Annotated in this window: 15 protein-coding genes, 1 pseudogene and 1 riboswitch; of the genes and pseudogenes, 9 read left to right on the forward strand and 7 right to left on the reverse strand. The window is 71.0% G+C overall.

Features of this window, described 5'->3' with window-relative positions:
• Positions 1-30: 30 nt before the first annotated feature.
• A riboswitch (TPP riboswitch) is annotated at positions 31-144 on the forward strand.
• The 6 genes from thiO to V2W30_RS10885 all read left to right on the forward strand — a co-directional run bounded on the left by thiO (position 142) and on the right by V2W30_RS10885 (position 5989).
• The gene (gene thiO, locus V2W30_RS10860) at positions 142-1317 is read left to right on the forward strand and encodes a glycine oxidase ThiO (RefSeq protein ID WP_338695707.1); all 1176 of its coding nucleotides are present in this window, start codon (positions 142-144) and stop codon (positions 1315-1317) included. Its footprint overlaps the riboswitch before it by 3 nt.
• A complete protein-coding gene (gene thiS / locus V2W30_RS10865) occupies positions 1314-1514 on the forward strand; it encodes a sulfur carrier protein ThiS (protein WP_338695709.1) in 201 nt (66 codons plus the stop codon). Before thiO ends, thiS begins: the two co-directional genes overlap by 4 nt.
• 7 nt (positions 1515-1521) lie before the next feature.
• The gene (locus tag V2W30_RS10870; RefSeq protein WP_338695711.1) at positions 1522-2316 is read left to right on the forward strand and encodes a thiazole synthase; all 795 of its coding nucleotides are present in this window, start codon (positions 1522-1524) and stop codon (positions 2314-2316) included.
• Positions 2317-2409: 93 nt separating this feature from the next.
• On the forward strand, positions 2410-4377 hold the full coding sequence (gene pknB / locus V2W30_RS10875) for a Stk1 family PASTA domain-containing Ser/Thr kinase (RefSeq protein ID WP_338695713.1): 1968 nt from the start codon (positions 2410-2412) through the stop codon (positions 4375-4377).
• 68 nt (positions 4378-4445) lie between these two features.
• Positions 4446-5339, forward strand: a complete 894-nt coding sequence (locus V2W30_RS10880; protein ID WP_338695715.1) for a deoxyribonuclease IV — start codon at positions 4446-4448, stop codon at positions 5337-5339.
• A 101-nt stretch (positions 5340-5440) separates the two neighbouring features.
• Positions 5441-5989, forward strand: a complete 549-nt coding sequence (locus tag V2W30_RS10885) for a DUF4396 domain-containing protein (RefSeq protein WP_338695717.1) — start codon at positions 5441-5443, stop codon at positions 5987-5989.
• A 23-nt stretch (positions 5990-6012) separates the two neighbouring features.
• Here the strand turns inward: V2W30_RS10885 and V2W30_RS10890 are convergent, their stop codons facing one another.
• Positions 6013-6645: a sulfite oxidase-like oxidoreductase gene (locus V2W30_RS10890; RefSeq protein WP_338695719.1), complete on the reverse strand. Its 633-nt coding sequence runs from the start codon at positions 6643-6645 to the stop codon at positions 6013-6015.
• A 176-nt stretch (positions 6646-6821) separates the two neighbouring features.
• On the opposite strand from V2W30_RS10890, the gene bfr reads away from it, so the two are divergent.
• Positions 6822-7301 carry a bacterioferritin gene (gene bfr / locus V2W30_RS10895; protein WP_338695721.1) on the forward strand — a complete coding sequence of 160 codons (480 nt, stop codon included), beginning with the start codon at positions 6822-6824 and terminating at the stop codon, positions 7299-7301.
• Here bfr and V2W30_RS10900 read toward each other — a convergent pair whose 3' ends face one another.
• Both V2W30_RS10900 and V2W30_RS10905 read right to left on the reverse strand, forming a co-directional pair.
• On the reverse strand, positions 7302-7577 hold the full coding sequence (locus V2W30_RS10900) for a (2Fe-2S)-binding protein (protein WP_338695723.1): 276 nt from the start codon (positions 7575-7577) through the stop codon (positions 7302-7304). It abuts the gene before it with no gap.
• 184 nt (positions 7578-7761) lie between these two features.
• The gene (locus V2W30_RS10905; RefSeq protein WP_338695724.1) at positions 7762-9114 is read right to left on the reverse strand and encodes a class II 3-deoxy-7-phosphoheptulonate synthase; all 1353 of its coding nucleotides are present in this window, start codon (positions 9112-9114) and stop codon (positions 7762-7764) included.
• A 109-nt stretch (positions 9115-9223) separates the two neighbouring features.
• Between V2W30_RS10905 and V2W30_RS41550 the strand changes: the two genes are divergently transcribed.
• Together V2W30_RS41550 and V2W30_RS10910 are read left to right on the forward strand one after the other, a co-directional pair.
• Positions 9224-9283 carry a trp operon leader peptide gene (locus V2W30_RS41550; RefSeq protein WP_425244675.1) on the forward strand — a complete coding sequence of 20 codons (60 nt, stop codon included), beginning with the start codon at positions 9224-9226 and terminating at the stop codon, positions 9281-9283.
• Between the two features lie 112 nt (positions 9284-9395).
• Positions 9396-11275 (forward strand): annotated as a pseudogene (locus V2W30_RS10910) (anthranilate synthase family protein).
• Here the strand turns inward: V2W30_RS10910 and V2W30_RS10915 are convergent.
• Genes V2W30_RS10915 through macS form a run of 4 tightly spaced genes read right to left on the reverse strand, consistent with a single transcriptional unit; the run spans position 11224 to position 15260 of the window.
• The gene (locus tag V2W30_RS10915; protein WP_338695725.1) at positions 11224-12225 is read right to left on the reverse strand and encodes a 2-hydroxyacid dehydrogenase; all 1002 of its coding nucleotides are present in this window, start codon (positions 12223-12225) and stop codon (positions 11224-11226) included. The pseudogene V2W30_RS10910 and the gene V2W30_RS10915 sit on opposite strands and share 52 nt — an antisense overlap.
• Positions 12226-12270: 45 nt before the next feature.
• Entirely contained in the window at positions 12271-13299 is a 1029-nt protein-coding gene (locus tag V2W30_RS10920; protein ID WP_338695726.1) for a 6-phosphofructokinase, read from the reverse strand.
• Between the two features lie 52 nt (positions 13300-13351).
• On the reverse strand, positions 13352-14053 hold the full coding sequence (locus V2W30_RS10925; RefSeq protein ID WP_338695728.1) for a response regulator transcription factor: 702 nt from the start codon (positions 14051-14053) through the stop codon (positions 13352-13354).
• Between the two features lie 28 nt (positions 14054-14081).
• Positions 14082-15260: a MacS family sensor histidine kinase gene (macS, locus tag V2W30_RS10930; RefSeq protein ID WP_338695729.1), complete on the reverse strand. Its 1179-nt coding sequence runs from the start codon at positions 15258-15260 to the stop codon at positions 14082-14084.
• Between the last annotated feature and the right edge of the window lie 97 nt (positions 15261-15357).

Genomic DNA, 15357 nt, shown 5'->3' on the forward strand with positions numbered 1-15357 from the left:
GGTTGGGGCGAAGGACTAGGGTGGCCAACGTAAAGCACTCGCGGGAGCCCGTACGCAGCGGGCTGAGAGGGAGGCTGGAGCGGCCTCCGACCGTCCGAACCTGATCCGGGTCATGCCGGCGAAGGGAGGGCCTTGACAGCCATGTCTTCTGCACAAACAGATGCGCCCCGTACCGACGTACTGATCGTCGGGGGCGGCGTCATCGGTCTGGTCACCGCGTGGAGGGCCGCGCAACGCGGTCTGTCCGTCGCGGTCGTGGACCCCGAACCCGGCGGCGGTGCCGCCCAGGTGGCGGCCGGGATGCTCGCCGCCGTCACCGAACTCCACTACGGCGAGCAGACGCTGCTCGCCCTCAACCTCGCGTCCGCGCGCCGCTATCCGGACTTCGCGGCCGAGCTGTCCGAGGCGAGCGGACAGGACCTCGGCTACCGCGCGTGCGGCACGCTGGCCGTCGCGCTCGACGCGGACGACCGGGCGCATCTGCGGGAACTGCACGCCCTGCAAAGCAAGTCGGGCCTGGAGTCCGAGTGGCTCTCGGGCCGCGACTGCCGCCGCCTGGAGCCGATGCTCGCGCCGGGCGTGCGCGGGGGCCTGCGGGTCGACGGTGACCATCAGATCGACCCGAGAAGGCTCGCGGGCGCCCTCGTGACGGCCTGCGAGCGTGCCGGAGTGGTCTTCCACCGGGCCCTCGCCGAGCGGCTCTCCGTCGTACGGGACCGGGCGCGCGGAGTCGCCCTCGCCGACGGCACGGAGCTCACGGCGGGGCAGGTCGTCCTCGCCGCGGGCAGCCGTAGCGGACAGCTCGCCGGGGTCCCGGACGACGTGCTGCCCCCGGTGCGGCCCGTGAAGGGCCAGGTCCTGCGCCTGACCGTGCCGCGCCGGTACGCGCCGTTCCTCAGCCGCACGATCCGGGCGGTCGTCCGCGGCAGCCACGTCTACCTGGTGCCGCGCACCAACGGCGAGCTGGTCGTCGGCGCCACCACCGAGGAGCTCGGCTGGGACACCACGGTCACGGCCGGCGGGGTCTACGAGCTGCTGCGCGACGCCCACGAGCTCGTCCCCGGCATCACCGAACTGCCGCTGACCGAGACCCGCGCGGGCCTGCGCCCCGGCTCCCCCGACAACGCCCCGCTGCTGGGCCCGACCACCCTGCCCGGCCTCCTGCTGGCCACGGGCCACTACCGCAACGGCGTGCTGCTGACCCCCGTCACGGGCGACGCCATGGCGCACGTCCTGGCCACCGGCGAACTCCCGGACGAAGCCCGTCCGTTCACTCCGAAGCGCTTCTGCGACGCGTCCCTGGAGCAGCCCGCATGAACGTATCCCTCAACGGTGAGCCGCGCACCGTCGCCGCCGGGGCCACGCTCGACGCCCTCGTGGCCACGCTGACCTCCGCGCACTCCGGTGTGGCCGCGGCCCTCAACGAGACGGTCGTGCCGCGCACCCAGTGGTCCGCCACCGCGCTCCGCGAAGGAGACCGCGTCGAAGTCCTCACCGCCGTACAAGGAGGCTGACTCGTCCATGGCTGACGACGCTTTCGTCCTGGGCGCCACCTCGTACTCCTCGCGCCTGATCATGGGCACGGGAGGGGCGCCGAGCCTCGACGTCCTGGAGCGCTCGCTGGTGGCCTCCGGCACCGAACTCACCACCGTGGCGATGCGCCGCGTGAACGCGAACGTGCACGGCTCGGTCCTGTCCGTCCTGGAGAAACTCGACATTCAGGTGCTGCCCAACACGGCGGGCTGCTTCACGGCGGGAGAGGCGGTCCTCACGGCCCGCCTCGCGCGCGAGGCGCTCGGCACCGACCTGATCAAGCTGGAGGTGATCGCCGACGAGCGGACCCTGCTGCCCGATCCGATCGAGCTGCTCGACGCCGCGGAGACCCTGGTCGACGACGGCTTCACGGTGCTTCCGTACACGAACGACGACCCGGTCACGGCCCGGAAGCTGGAGGACGTGGGCTGCGCCGCGATCATGCCGCTCGGCTCCCCGATCGGCTCCGGGCTCGGCATCCGCAACCCGCACAACTTCGAACTGATCGTCGACCACGCGCGCGTGCCGGTGATCCTGGACGCCGGCGCGGGGACGGCTTCCGATGTGGCGTTCGCCATGGAACTGGGGTGCGCGGGTGTGATGCTCGCCTCGGCGGTGACCCGCGCGCAGGAGCCGGTGCTCATGGCGGAGGGCATGCGGCACGCGGTGGAGGCGGGCCGCCTCGCGTACCGGGCGGGCCGCATCCCCAAGCGCCGCTTCGCCCAGGCGTCCTCGCCCTCGGAGGGGCAGGCGCATCTCGACCCGGAGCGCCCGGCCTTCTGACGGTCGAACGGCCGGTCACAGCTCTGCTGCAGTACGGGTCCGGTCCTGTCGCACGGGACCGGCCTGTCGGTCACTCCTCGTACACTCGCCTGCGTGGACACGACCCTTCAGGACCCGTTGCTCGGGCACGTGCTCGACGGCCGGTACCGCGTCGACGCACGCATCGCGGTCGGCGGGATGGCCACGGTCTACCGGGCCGTGGACACTCGCCTCGACCGCGTGCTCGCGCTCAAGGTGATGCACCCCTCGCTGGCCGCCGACGTGTCGTTCGTCGACCGCTTCATCCGCGAGGCCAAGTCGGTCGCCCGCCTCTCGCACCCCAATGTGGTCGGTGTCTACGACCAGGGCGCCGACGGCGCGTACGTCTATCTGGCGATGGAGTACATCGCCGGCTGCACGCTCCGTGACGTCCTGCGCGAGCGCGGGGCGCTCCAGCCGCGCGCGGCCCTCGACATCCTGGAGCCGGTCCTCGCCGCTCTCGGCGCGGCGCACCGCGCGGGTTTCGTGCACCGCGACATGAAGCCGGAGAACGTCCTGATAGGGGACGACGGCCGGGTGAAGGTGGCGGACTTCGGTCTGGTCCGCGCCGTGGACACGGTCACGAACACCACCGGCGCGGTCCTCGGCACGGTCTCCTACCTGGCGCCCGAGCAGATCGAGGACGGCACGGCGACGGCGAGCGTCGACGTGTACGCGTGCGGTGTGGTCCTCTACGAGATGCTCACCGGCTCCAAGCCGCACTCCGGCGACACCCCGGCGCAGGTCCTCTACAAGCACCTCAACGAGGACGTCCCGCCGCCCTCCGCGCTGGTCCCCGGGCTCCCGTACGAGCTGGACGAGTTGGTCGCGTCGGCCACGGCCCGCACCCCGGAGGTCCGCCCGCACGACGCCGTCGCGCTCCTCGCCCACGTCAGGAACGCGCGGGCGACGCTCACCGACGCCCAGCTGGACGCCGTGCCGCCGCAGGCGCGCGAGGTGGACCACGTGGGCGCGGACGACCGTACGAGCGTGATCCCGCGCGCGGTGCGCACCAGCGCCGTGCAGCTTCCCCTCCCCACCGCGGAGGAGAACCGCTTCCACGACGCTCCGCACGGCGCTGGGGGCGACGGCGTCCACCGCACGAGCCTCCTGGAGACCCCTCCGCCCGCACCGCCGGTGCGCCGCGGGACCGGGAACCCGCGCCGGGGCATGTTCGCGATCATCGCCGCGATCCTGCTCGTGCTCGGTCTCGGCGCGGGCGTCTGGTACATCAACTCGGGTCAGTTCACGAAGGTCCCGCCGCTGCTCACCAAGACCGAGGCCCAGGCCAAGGAGCGGCTGACCGAGGCGGGTCTCCAGGCCGGTTCGTCGACGTACGAGTTCAGCGACACGTACAAGCGCGGCACGGTGATGGACACCGATCCCGCGGCGGGCTCCCGGATCCGGGACGACGGCACGGTGAAGCTGACCGTCTCCAAGGGCCCCGACACCGTGAAGGTCCCGGACCTCAAGGGCACCCCGCTCGCCACGGCGAAGAGCGACCTCAAGAACCGCGGTCTCGAACCGGGCATGATCACCCGGGCGTTCAGCGAGGAGATCGCGCGGGGCTCCGTGATCAGCACGGACCCGGACGCCGGCACCACGCGGCGCTCGGGTTCCGCGGTCGCGCTCGTCGTCTCCAAGGGCGCGCCGATCGACGTCCCCGACGTCACGGGCGAGTCCGAGCAGGACGCCATCGCCGACCTCCGGGACGCGGGTCTCAAGGCGGAGATCGCCACGGAGCGGATCCACTCCGACGAGGACAAGGGCGACGTCGCCCGGCAGTCCCCCGGCGAGGGCAAGCGGCTCGCCGAGGGCGACACCGTGACACTGACGATCTCCGAGGGCCCCGAGATGATCGAGGTCCCGGACGTCACGGGCCAGAGCGTCGACGACGCCCACTCCGCGCTGGAGGCCGCCGGCTTCGAGGTCGAGGACGACCGGGGTCTCCTCGGCCTGTTCGGCGACACGGTCAAGAGCCAGTCCGTCGAGGGCGGCGACGAGGCTCCCAAGGGTTCGACGATCACCATCACGATCCGCTGAGCGGCCGGGCTCCCGAGCGTCGGAGCCCGGCGCGCGGCGCACCCCGGCGCCCGTGACACCCTGACCCGGTGAACAGCAGCACCCGCACCCCCGCCACCGCCGGCGCCGTCCCCCGCAACCCGATCGGGGGTCACGTGCCCGTCGCCGGCGGGCTCGCCTCCGTAGGTCTGTCCTACGCCGAGGAGCTGAAGGCCGAGGCCGTCCAGGTCTTCGTCGCCAACCCGCGCGGCTGGGCCACTCCCCCGGGCAACCCGCGGCAGGACGAGGAGTTCCGTGAGCGGTGCGCCGCCGGGAACATCCCGGCCTACGTGCATGCCCCGTACCTGATCAACTTCGGCTCGCACACCGAGGCCACGGTCGAGAAGTCCGTCGAGTCGCTGCGGCACTCGCTGCGCCGCGCCCGTGCCATAGGCGCCCTCGGTGTCGTCGTGCACACCGGCTCCGCGACCGGCGGGCGCGAGCGTGCCGTGGCTCTCGCCCAGGTCCGCACGCACATGCTTCCGCTGCTCGACGAGCTGACCCACGACGACGACCCGTTCCTGCTCCTGGAGTCGACCGCGGGTCAGGGTTCGTCGCTGTGCTCGCGCACCTGGGACTTCGGCCCGTACTTCGACGCCCTCGACCACCATCCGAAGCTGGGCGTCTGCCTGGACACCTGCCACATCTTCGCGGCGGGCCACGACCTCACGGGTCCCGCCGGGATGCGCCAGACCCTGGACCTGCTGGTGGAGACGGTCGGCGAGGGCCGCCTCAAGCTGATCCACGCCAACGACTCCAAGGACGTCGTCGGCGCGCACAAGGACCGTCACGAGAACATCGGCTCCGGCCACATCGGCGCCGACCCGTTCCGCGCGCTCATGTCCCACCCGGCGACGGAGAACGTCCCCCTGGTCATCGAGACGCCCGGCGGCAAGGAAGGACACGCGGCGGACGTGGCCCGCCTCAAGGAGCTCCGCCCGTAGAGAGCTCCGCCCGTAGAGATCCCCACCCCGTTGAGGAATACCCCTGGGGGGTATACGGTTCTTGTCGAGCGACAGGAACCGCTACTGACGTTGGGGGACCCATGCGGCACGAGACGCACACCGGCCACGAGCACCACCACGAGCCCGAGCACCGGAGCCAGGACCAGCAGCACCAGCAGCACCAGCAGCACGCAGACCACCACACCCACGGCCAGGTCTCGTGGTCCATGGCCGCCCAGGCCACGCTGCACTGCCTCACCGGCTGCGCCATCGGCGAGATCCTCGGCATGGTGATCGGCACCGCGCTCGGCTGGGGCAACCTGCCGACGATGATCCTGGCGATCGTGCTCGCGTTCGTCTTCGGCTACTCGCTCACGCTGCGCGGCGTCCTGAAGGCGGGTGTCGACTTCAGGACGGCGTTCCGTGTCGCGCTGGCCGCGGACACGCTGTCCATCGCGGTGATGGAGCTGATCGACAACGGCGTCATCGCGCTCTGGCCGAACGCCATGGACGCGCACCTGGACGACCTGTTGTTCTGGGGAGCGCTGGCCGCGTCCCTGGCGATCGCCTTCGTCGTCACGACGCCGGTCAACCGCTGGATGATCGGCCGCGGCAAGGGCCACGCGGTGGTGCACCAGTACCACCACTGACCCCGGGCACCACACATCCAGGGCTAGAGCTCGGGGCCTTCCCCGGGCTCTTCCTGGTACGAGTAGCGCTGCTCACGCCACGGGTCTCCCACGTTGTGGTAGCCGCGCTCCTCCCAGAAGCCCCGCCGGTCCGCGGTCATGTACTCGACTCCGCGGACCCACTTGGGGCCCTTCCAGGCGTACAGGTGCGGGACCACGAGGCGCAGCGGGAAGCCGTGCTCGGCGGTGAGCTGCTCACCGTCCTTGTGGGTCGCGAACATGGTCCGGTCGTCGGCGAAGTCGGCCAGCCGCAGGTTCGACGAGAACCCGTACTCGGCCCAGACCATCACATGGGTGACCCCGGGGTCCGGGGGCGCGAGCTCCAGGATCGTGGACGCGCGGACGCCACCCCACTCGGCGCCGAGCATGCTGAACTTCGTGACGCAGTGCAGATCGCCGACCACGCTCGTATACGGCAGCGCCGAGAACTCCTCGTGGTTCCAGCAGTGCTTCTCGCCGTCGGCGGTGGCCCCGAAGACCCTGAACTCCCAGCGCTCGGGGCGGAACTTGGGCACCGGGCCGTAGTGCGTGACCGGCCAGCCGCGCTGGAGCCGCTGCCCCGGTGGAAGCTCCGGTTGCACCGCTCCCCCAGACTCTCGACCCACCGGATGACCCATGCCTCCATCCTGACAGACCCCGGGCAGTGGACGTGACCACGCGGGCGCCGACGGGCCGCCGTCGATCATCGATTCGGGCAACTCCTACTAAGCGTGCACTTACTGGACGCGTTTCGGCACCGGTGCGAGGATGCGCCGAAACCTGCCCAGTCACCCGCGTGGAAGGAGCCTCTGCGATGCAGGGCGACCCCGAGGTCATCGAGTTTCTCAACGAGCAGCTGACCGCCGAACTGACGGCGATCAACCAGTACTTCCTGCACGCCAAGATGCAGGAGAACTTCGGTTGGACCAAGCTCGCGAAGTACACGCGGTCCGAGTCGTTCGACGAGATGAAGCACGCGGAGGTGCTGACCGACCGGATCCTGTTCCTGGACGGTCTGCCGAACTACCAGCGCCTGTTCCACGTGCGGGTCGGCCAGACGGTCACGGAGATGTTCCAGGCGGACCGGCAGGTCGAGGTCGAGGCGATCGACCGGCTGAAGCGGGGCATCGAGGTGATGCGCGCCAAGGGCGACATCACGTCCGCAAACATCTTCGAGTCGATCCTCGAGGACGAGGAGCACCACATCGACTACCTGGACACGCAGCTGGAGCTGGTCGAGAAGCTCGGCGAGGCGCTCTACATCGCGCAGCTCATCGAGCAGCCGGAGAGCTGATCAGGCGGCTTCGGGAAGCTCGACCCGGGCGGCCTGGGCCACCTGGGCGACCTGCGGCTCCAGCGCCGAGGACGCCTCTCCCTGGTCGACCAGTTCCCGGCGGGGGCAGGCGCCCCGGCCGAGCAGCGCCTGGATCCGGCGTACGCACGAACCGCAGTCGGTACCGGCCTTGCAGGCCGAAGCTATCTGCCGAGGGGTGCAGGCACCGTCCTCCGCGTGCTTCTTGACCTGCGCCTCAGTGACACCGAAGCAGTTGCAGACGTACACGCGGTTCACCTCCCGGTCGGTTCGAGGTCGAGACTCATGGGCAGTGCCGTCCCGATGGATCGTCCCGATTGATCGGTGAGGCTAACCTAACCTTACCCGCCGGACCGGAAGCACAAAAGCGCCGTGGGGCGCGGATCCCTGTGATCCGCGCCCCACGGCGTTGTCTTCCGCAATCACCTGCGACGAAGGACCGTCACTGGTCGCGGTACATCTCCGCCACGAGGAACGCCAGGTCCAGGGACTGGCTGCGGTTCAGGCGCGGGTCGCAGGCCGTCTCGTAGCGCTGGTGCAGATCGTCGACGAAGATCTCGTCGCCGCCGCCGACGCACTCGGTGACATCGTCACCGGTGAGCTCCACGTGGATGCCGCCCGGGTGCGTGCCGAGCGCCTTGTGGACCTCGAAGAAGCCCTTGACCTCGTCCAGGACGTCGTCGAAGCGACGCGTCTTGTGGCCGGAGGCCGCCTCGTACGTGTTGCCGTGCATCGGGTCGGTGATCCAGGCCACCGTGGCACCCGACGCGGTGACCTTCTCGACCAGCTCGGGCAGCTTGTCGCGGACCTTGTCGGCGCCCATGCGGACGATGAAGGTCAGCCGGCCCGGCTCACGGTCGGGGTCGAGGCGCTCGATGTACTGGAGCGCCTCCTCGGCCGTCGTCGTCGGGCCGAGCTTGATGCCGATCGGGTTGCGGATCTTCGAGGCGAACTCGATGTGCGCGCCGTCGAGCTGACGGGTGCGCTCGCCGATCCAGACCATGTGGCCCGAGACGTCGTACAGGTTGCCCGTACGCGAGTCGACGCGGGTGAGCGCCGACTCGTAGTCGAGGAGCAGCGCCTCGTGGGAGGCGTAGAACTCGACCGTCTGGAACTCGGCCGGGTCGGTGCCGCAGGCCCGCATGAAGTTCAGCGCGTTGTCGATCTCACGCGCGAGCTGCTCGTACCGCTGGCCCGACGGGGACGACTTCACGAAGTCCTGGTTCCAGGCGTGCACCTGGCGCAGGTCCGCGTAGCCGCCCGTGGTGAAGGCGCGCACGAGGTTCAGCGTCGAGGCGGACGCGTGGTACATCCGCTTCAGGCGCTCGGGGTCCGGGATGCGGGCGGCCTCGGTGAAGTCGAAGCCGTTGACGGAGTCGCCGCGGTAGGTCGGCAGGGTGACGCCGTCGCGGGTCTCGGTCGGCTTGGAGCGCGGCTTCGAGTACTGGCCGGCGATACGGCCGACCTTCACGACCGGCACCGAGGCGGCGTACGTGAGAACGGCACCCATCTGGAGCAGGGTCTTCAGCTTGTTCCGGATGTGGTCGGCGGACACGGCATCGAAGGCCTCGGCGCAGTCGCCGCCCTGGAGCAGGAACGCCTCTCCCTTGGCGACGGCCGCCAGTCGGGCGCGCAGCTGGTCGCACTCGCCTGCGAAGACGAGCGGCGGATACGACTCGAGGTCCGCGATCACATCGCGCAGAGCCTCGGCATCGGGGTACTCGGGCTGCTGCGCCGCGGGCAGGTCTCGCCAGGTGTTGCCAGCGCTCGCGCTGGTCTTAGCGTTCACGGTCACGCGCCCAACATTACGGGGTCGTGTCGGGCGTCCATTCCCCCGCTCATCTTTTGAGACGGATGAGAGGCACCGGCCACACATGAGCCGCGCGTCGGGTACGGTGACGCTCATGTTCGCGCAGCTTATGACCCGCACCTGGTGGTGGACCGCACATCCGGCGGCCCACTGACTGCGCGTATCCAAAACTCGCGAAGGCCGCCCGAGGGGCGGCCTTCAGTGTTTTCAGGACACACCGGCTGTTCCTCCGAACGACTGCTCCGCACGTCACTGGAAGGAACCCGATGCTGGACACCCTGCTCACCGACGACCGCCCCTTCGCCCTCCTGCGCCGCCGCACGCCGGGCCGCGACCACGACACCGTGGAGCTGCTGATCGGCCCGGTCGCTTCGTACGAACGGCTGGCGGACATCCCCGACGGGCTCGCCCTCGTCCCCTTCCGGCAGATCCGCGAGCGCGGCTTCGACGTCCGCGACGACGGCACCCCGCTCATGGTCCTCACGCCCGAGGAGTCGTACGAGATCCCGCTGGCCCGGGCGCTGGACGAGCTGCCACGGCACGACGTCCAGGTCACCGACGGCGGCTTCGACGTCGACGACGACACGTACGCGCAGATCGTCGGCCGGGTGCTGCGGGACGAGATCGGGCGGGGCGAGGGCGCGAACTTCGTGATCCGCAGGACGTACGAGGGGGAGATCGCCGGGTTCTCACGGGCCGACGCGCTCGCGCTCTTCCGGCGGCTGCTCGACGGCGAGCGGGGCGCGTACTGGACGTTCGTCGTGCACACCGGAGACAGGACCCTGGTGGGTGCGAGCCCCGAGGTGCATGTGCGGATGTCCGGCGGCACCGTCGTCATGAACCCGATCAGCGGCACGTACCGGTACCCGGCGGCCGGGCCGACCTCCGACGATCTGCTGCGCTTCCTCGCCGACGGCAAGGAGATCGAGGAGCTGTCGATGGTGGTCGACGAGGAGCTCAAGATGATGTGCACCGTCGGCGACATGGGCGGCGTCGTCGTCGGCCCGCGGCTCAAGGAGATGGCCCATCTCGCGCACACGGAGTACGAGTTGCGGGGGAAGTCGACCCTCGACGTGCGCGAGGTGCTGAAGGAGACGATGTTCGCGGCGACCGTCACCGGCTCGCCCGTGCAGAACGCCTGCCGGGTCATCGAACGCCATGAGCCCGACGGGCGCGGCTACTACGCGGGGGCGCTCGCGCTCGTCGGCCGGGACTCCGGCGGGGCGCAGACCCTGGACTCCCCCATCCTGATCCGGACCGCCGACATCGCAGCGGACGGGCGGCTCCGGGTGCCGGTGGGCGCGACGCTCGTACGGGGTTCGGACCCGGCCGGCGAGGTCGCGGAGACGCATGCCAAGGCGGCGGGGTGCTGGCCGCCCTCGGCGTCCGTCCGGCGCGCCCGCGCGAGGACGCCGCGCGACCCGCGCTCGCCGACGACCCGCGGGTGCGGGCGGCGCTCGACGGCCGGCGCTCGGCGCTCGCGCCGTTCTGGCTGCGGATGCAGCAGCGCGACGGCGAGCTGAGCGGGCACGCGCTCGTGGTCGACGCCGAGGACACCTTCACCGCGATGCTGGCGCACGTGCTGCGCTCGTCCGGGCTGGACGTGACGGTCCGCCGCTACGACGAGGAAGGGCTGCGGGAGGCGGTGCTCACGCACGAGGGGCCGGTCGTGCTCGGCCCCGGTCCGGGGGACCCGTCCGACCGCACCGACCCGAAGATGCGCTTCCTGCGGGCCCTGGCCGGCGAGGTGATCCGCACGCACGAGCACGGGGTGCTGGGCGTCTGCCTCGGGCACGAGCTGATCGCGGCCGAGCTGGGCCTGGAGATCGTGCGCAAGGAGGTTCCGTACCAGGGCGCCCAGGTCGACGTCGATCTGTTCGGGCGGACCGAGACCGTCGGGTTCTACAACAGCTTCGTGGCGCGCTGCGACGACGAGGCGGCCGTGGAGCTGGCCGCGCACGGTGTCGAGGTCAGCAGGGACCCGGCGAACGGCGAGGTGCACGCGGTACGCGGTCCCGGCTTCGCGGGGGTGCAGTTCCACCCGGAGTCGGTGCTCTCGCTGCGCGGCGCCGGGATCGTACGGGAGCTCGTCGCTCAGCTGGCGGCGGCCGGGACCAGCACGTTCTCGGAGCGGCGGCCCGCCTGACAGTCGAGGACGTTCTGCACCGTGGTGTCGATGATCTGGCCGACGGCGTCCACGGTGTAGTACGCCTGGTGCGAGGTGACCAGGACGTTCGGGAAGGTGACGAGGCGGGCCAGGGTGTCGTCCTCGACGATGTCCAGGGACTTGTCGAGGAAGAACAGGCCCGCCTCGGCCTCGTACACGTCGAGGCCGACGCCCGTGAAGCGGCCCTCGCGGAGCTCCGCGACCAGGGCCTTGGTGTCGATGAGGCCGCCGCGGCTGGAGTTGATGAGGATCGCGTCGTCCTTCATGGCGCGCAGCGCGGCGGCGTCGACGATGTGCTCGGTGGAGGGCAGCAGCGGGACGTGCAGGCTGATCAGGTCGGCCTCGGCGAAGAGCCGCTCCTTGTCGACGTACTTCATGCCGAGTTCGACGCAGTTCGGGTTCTCGGCGACGTCCCAGCCGAGCAGGTTCATGCCGAAGCCGTGCGCGATGCGGGTGAAGGCCTCGCCGATCTTGCCGGTGCCGAGGATGCCGACGGTGCGGCCGCGCATGTCCCGGCCCATCAGGCCGTCGAGGCGGAAGTCGAAGTCGCGGGTGCGGATGCTGGCGCGGACGATGCGGCGGTTGACGGCCATCGCGAGCGTCCAGGCGAACTCGGCCACCGAGTACGGCGAGTAGTACGAGACCCGGGCCACGGTCAGGCCCAGGCGCTCGGCGACGTCCAGATCGATGTTGTTGAAGCCGGTGGAGCGCTGGGCGATCATCTGCGTGCCGCCGGCCGCGAGGGTCTGGAGCACGCGGTTGTTCAGGGTCGCGTTGACGCTGGTGGAGATGACCTCGTAGCCGGCCGCGATGGGTGCGGTGTCCTCGTTCAGGAAGACGTCCAGGCAGCGCACCTCGTGATGGCCCTCGAAGGCCTTCTCGATGAGGGGCTGCTCGTCGGACTGCACGCCAAAAGCGAGGATCTCCATGGCGTGAGTTTATGTACGGCCCGCCGGTCCGGCACCTTCGGCGGCTCAGCCGAAGAAGACTCCGACCTCCTCGTACAGGGCGGGATCCACGGTCTTCAGCCGGGCCGTCGCGTCGGCGATGGGCACCCGCACGATGTCCGTCCCGCGCAGCGCGACCATCGTGCCCCACGCCTCGTCCCGTACCGCGTCGATGGCGTGCAGCCCGAAGCGCGTGGCGAGCCAACGGTCGAAGGCCGAGGGCGTGCCGCCGCGCTGGACGTGCCCGAGGACCGTCGTGCGGGCCTCCTTGCCGGTGCGCTTCTCGATCTGCTTGGCGAGCCACTCGCCGACACCGGACAGCCGTACGTGTCCGAAGGAGTCGAGGGACTCGTCCTTGAGGACCAGGTCGCCGTCGCGCGGCATCGCGCCCTCCGCGACGACCACGATCGGCGCGTACGACGCCTTGAACCGGGAGGTGACCCAGGCGCAGACCTGGTCGAGGTCGAAGCGCTGCTCGGGGATGAGGATGACGTTGGCGCCGCCGGCCAGGCCCGAGTGCAGGGCGATCCAGCCGGAGTGGCGGCCCATGACCTCGACGACGAGGACCCGCATGTGGGACTCGGCGGTGGTGTGGAGCCGGTCGATGGCCTCGGTGGCGATGCCGACGGCCGTGTCGAAGCCGAAGGTGTAGTCGGTGGCCGAGAGGTCGTTGTCGATGGTCTTCGGGACGCCGATGGCCTTGACGCCGTAGTCGTCGGTGAGCTTGGCGGCGACGCCCAGGGTGTCCTCGCCGCCGATCACGATGAGGGCCTCGACCTCCTGCTTGGCGAGGTTGTCCTTGACGCGACGGATGCCGTTCTCCGCGTTGAGCGGGTTGGTGCGCGACGAGCCGAGGATGGTGCCGCCGCGGGGCAGGATGCCGCGGACGGCCGGGATGTCGAGAGGGACGGTGTCGTTCTCCAGGGGGCCTCGCCAGCCGTCCCGGAACCCGACGAAGTCGTAGCCGTACTCCTGAACGCCTTTGCGGACGATGCCCCGGATGACGGCGTTGAGGCCCGGGCAATCGCCGCCTCCGGTGAGAACTCCTACCCGCATCGCGTAACTCCCTTGTCACGGTGGGTGGTTCAGGCCACCTTCCCGCGCGGGGTCACTCGTCGTCCAGACCCCGTTCGATGGCGTACCTGACGAGCTCGACGCGGTTGTGCAACTGGAGCTTGCCGAGGGTGTTCTGCACATGGTTCTGGACCGTGCGGTGCGAGATGACCAGACGCTCGGCGATCTGCTTGTAGCTCAGGCCCTTCGCGACGAGCCGCAGCACCTCGGTCTCCCGGTCGGTGAGCTGCGGGACCTTGGGCTCGTCCGGGTCGCTGGTGGGCGTCGGCTCGGAGGCCAGGCGCCGGTACTCGCCGAGGACGAGACCGGCGAGTCCGGGCGTGAACACGGGGTCGCCGACGGCCGTGCGGCGCACCGCGTCGATCAGCTCGTCGGTGGACGCGGACTTGAGCAGATAGCCGGTGGCACCGGACTTGACCGCCTCCAGGACGTCGACGTGCTCGCCGCTCGCGGAGAGCACGAGGACGCGCAACGCCGGGTCGGCGCCGACGACTTCCTTGCAGACCTGGACGCCGGGCTTGGCCGGCAGGTTCAGGTCGAGGACCAGCACGTCGGGGTCGACGGCGCGGGCGCGGCGCACCGCCTGCTCGCCGTCGCCGGCGGTGGCGACGACGTCGAAGCCGGCCGCCGCGAGGTCGCGGGCGACGGCGTCGCGCCACATCGGGTGGTCGTCGACGACCATCACCTTGATCGCGGCCGTCTCGCCCGGTGCCTGCCGGGTCTGCTGCTCGCTCATGACTGGGTCCTGCCTTCCCCCGTGACGATCACTTCGTCCGCTTCGGTACGTTCATCTCGACCTCGGTGCCCTGACCGGGTACGGAGATCAGCTCGGCGGTGCCGCCGATGTCGCGCAGCCGGCCCCTGATGGACTGGGCGACGCCGAGCCGCCCCTCGCCCTCGGCCTGGACGAGACGGCCGTCCGGGATGCCGGGTCCGTCGTCCCGCACGGTCACGATCACCGCGTCCGGCTCGTCCTCCACCAGGATCCACGCGTGCGCGCCGTCACCCGCGTGGCGGCGTACGTTGTCGAGCGCCGCGCCGACCGCCGCGGCCAGCTCGCGCGCGGCGGCGGGCGGCAGCGGCACCGGGGTGCCCGGGGCGGAGAAGGTGACGTCGGAGCCCGCGTGTCCGGCGAGCAGGGGCGCAGGTCGCGCGGCTCGTCCGAGGCGCCGACCTCGTCGAGGGGTCGTCGACGGCCCGGACGACCGCGCCGAGCGCCGCGTCCTCGGAGGCCCGGGACGTGGGGTCAGGCCCGCCGCGACCAGGGTGCGCAGGGCGATCTCCTGCTCGCCCGCCATCCGGCCGAGCTCGGCGGCCTCGCCGCCCAGGGCCGTGCCGCGCCGCTGCACCATCGCGAGGACCTGGAGCACGCTGTCGTGGATGTCGCGGGCCAGCCGCTCGCGCTCGCGGGTGGCGGCCTCGATCTCCAGGGCGCGCGCGAGGGTGCGCTCGGAGGCGCGGGCCACCTCGACGACGTAGCCGATCGCTATGGACGCGATGCAGACCAGCAGCACGTTGTGCAGGGTGCTGCGGCTGAAGCTGCCGCGCTGCACCACGTTGGCCACGCCGATCAGGAGCGACGCGGAGGCCGCCCACCGCCAGCCGCCCTTGATCGCCCAGGCGAGGACCGCGCCCGCCGTCCAGATCGACGGCAGCGTGGAGCCGCCGGTGACGGCCCGCTCGTGCCCGGCGACCGGGGAGAGCAGGATGCCCACGACGGCGATGGTCAGGTCGGCGGTGAGGAACCGCTTGGTGCAGCGGCGGGCGCCGGAGACCTGCGGCAGCGTGGCCAGCGTCCAGCCGGCCAGGACCACGTAGTAGGCGATGCCGATCCAGGGCCGCTCGTACCGCTCGTACGCGGCGGCGAAGACCACGATCGCGTACCCCATGGTCAGCACGCGGTACGCCATGAGGGCGCGCCACAGCGGCTGTTCGACCGACATCCGCACGACGCGCTCGCGCCGGACCGTACGCGCTGTGTGCGTCGTGCTCGCCGTTCTCGCCGTGTGCTCTGTGTTCCCCGTGTGCCCCATGCCCCCC

Source organism: Streptomyces sp. Q6 (assembly GCF_036967205.1).
Classification (GTDB): Bacteria; Actinomycetota; Actinomycetes; order Streptomycetales; family Streptomycetaceae; genus Streptomyces; species Streptomyces citrinus.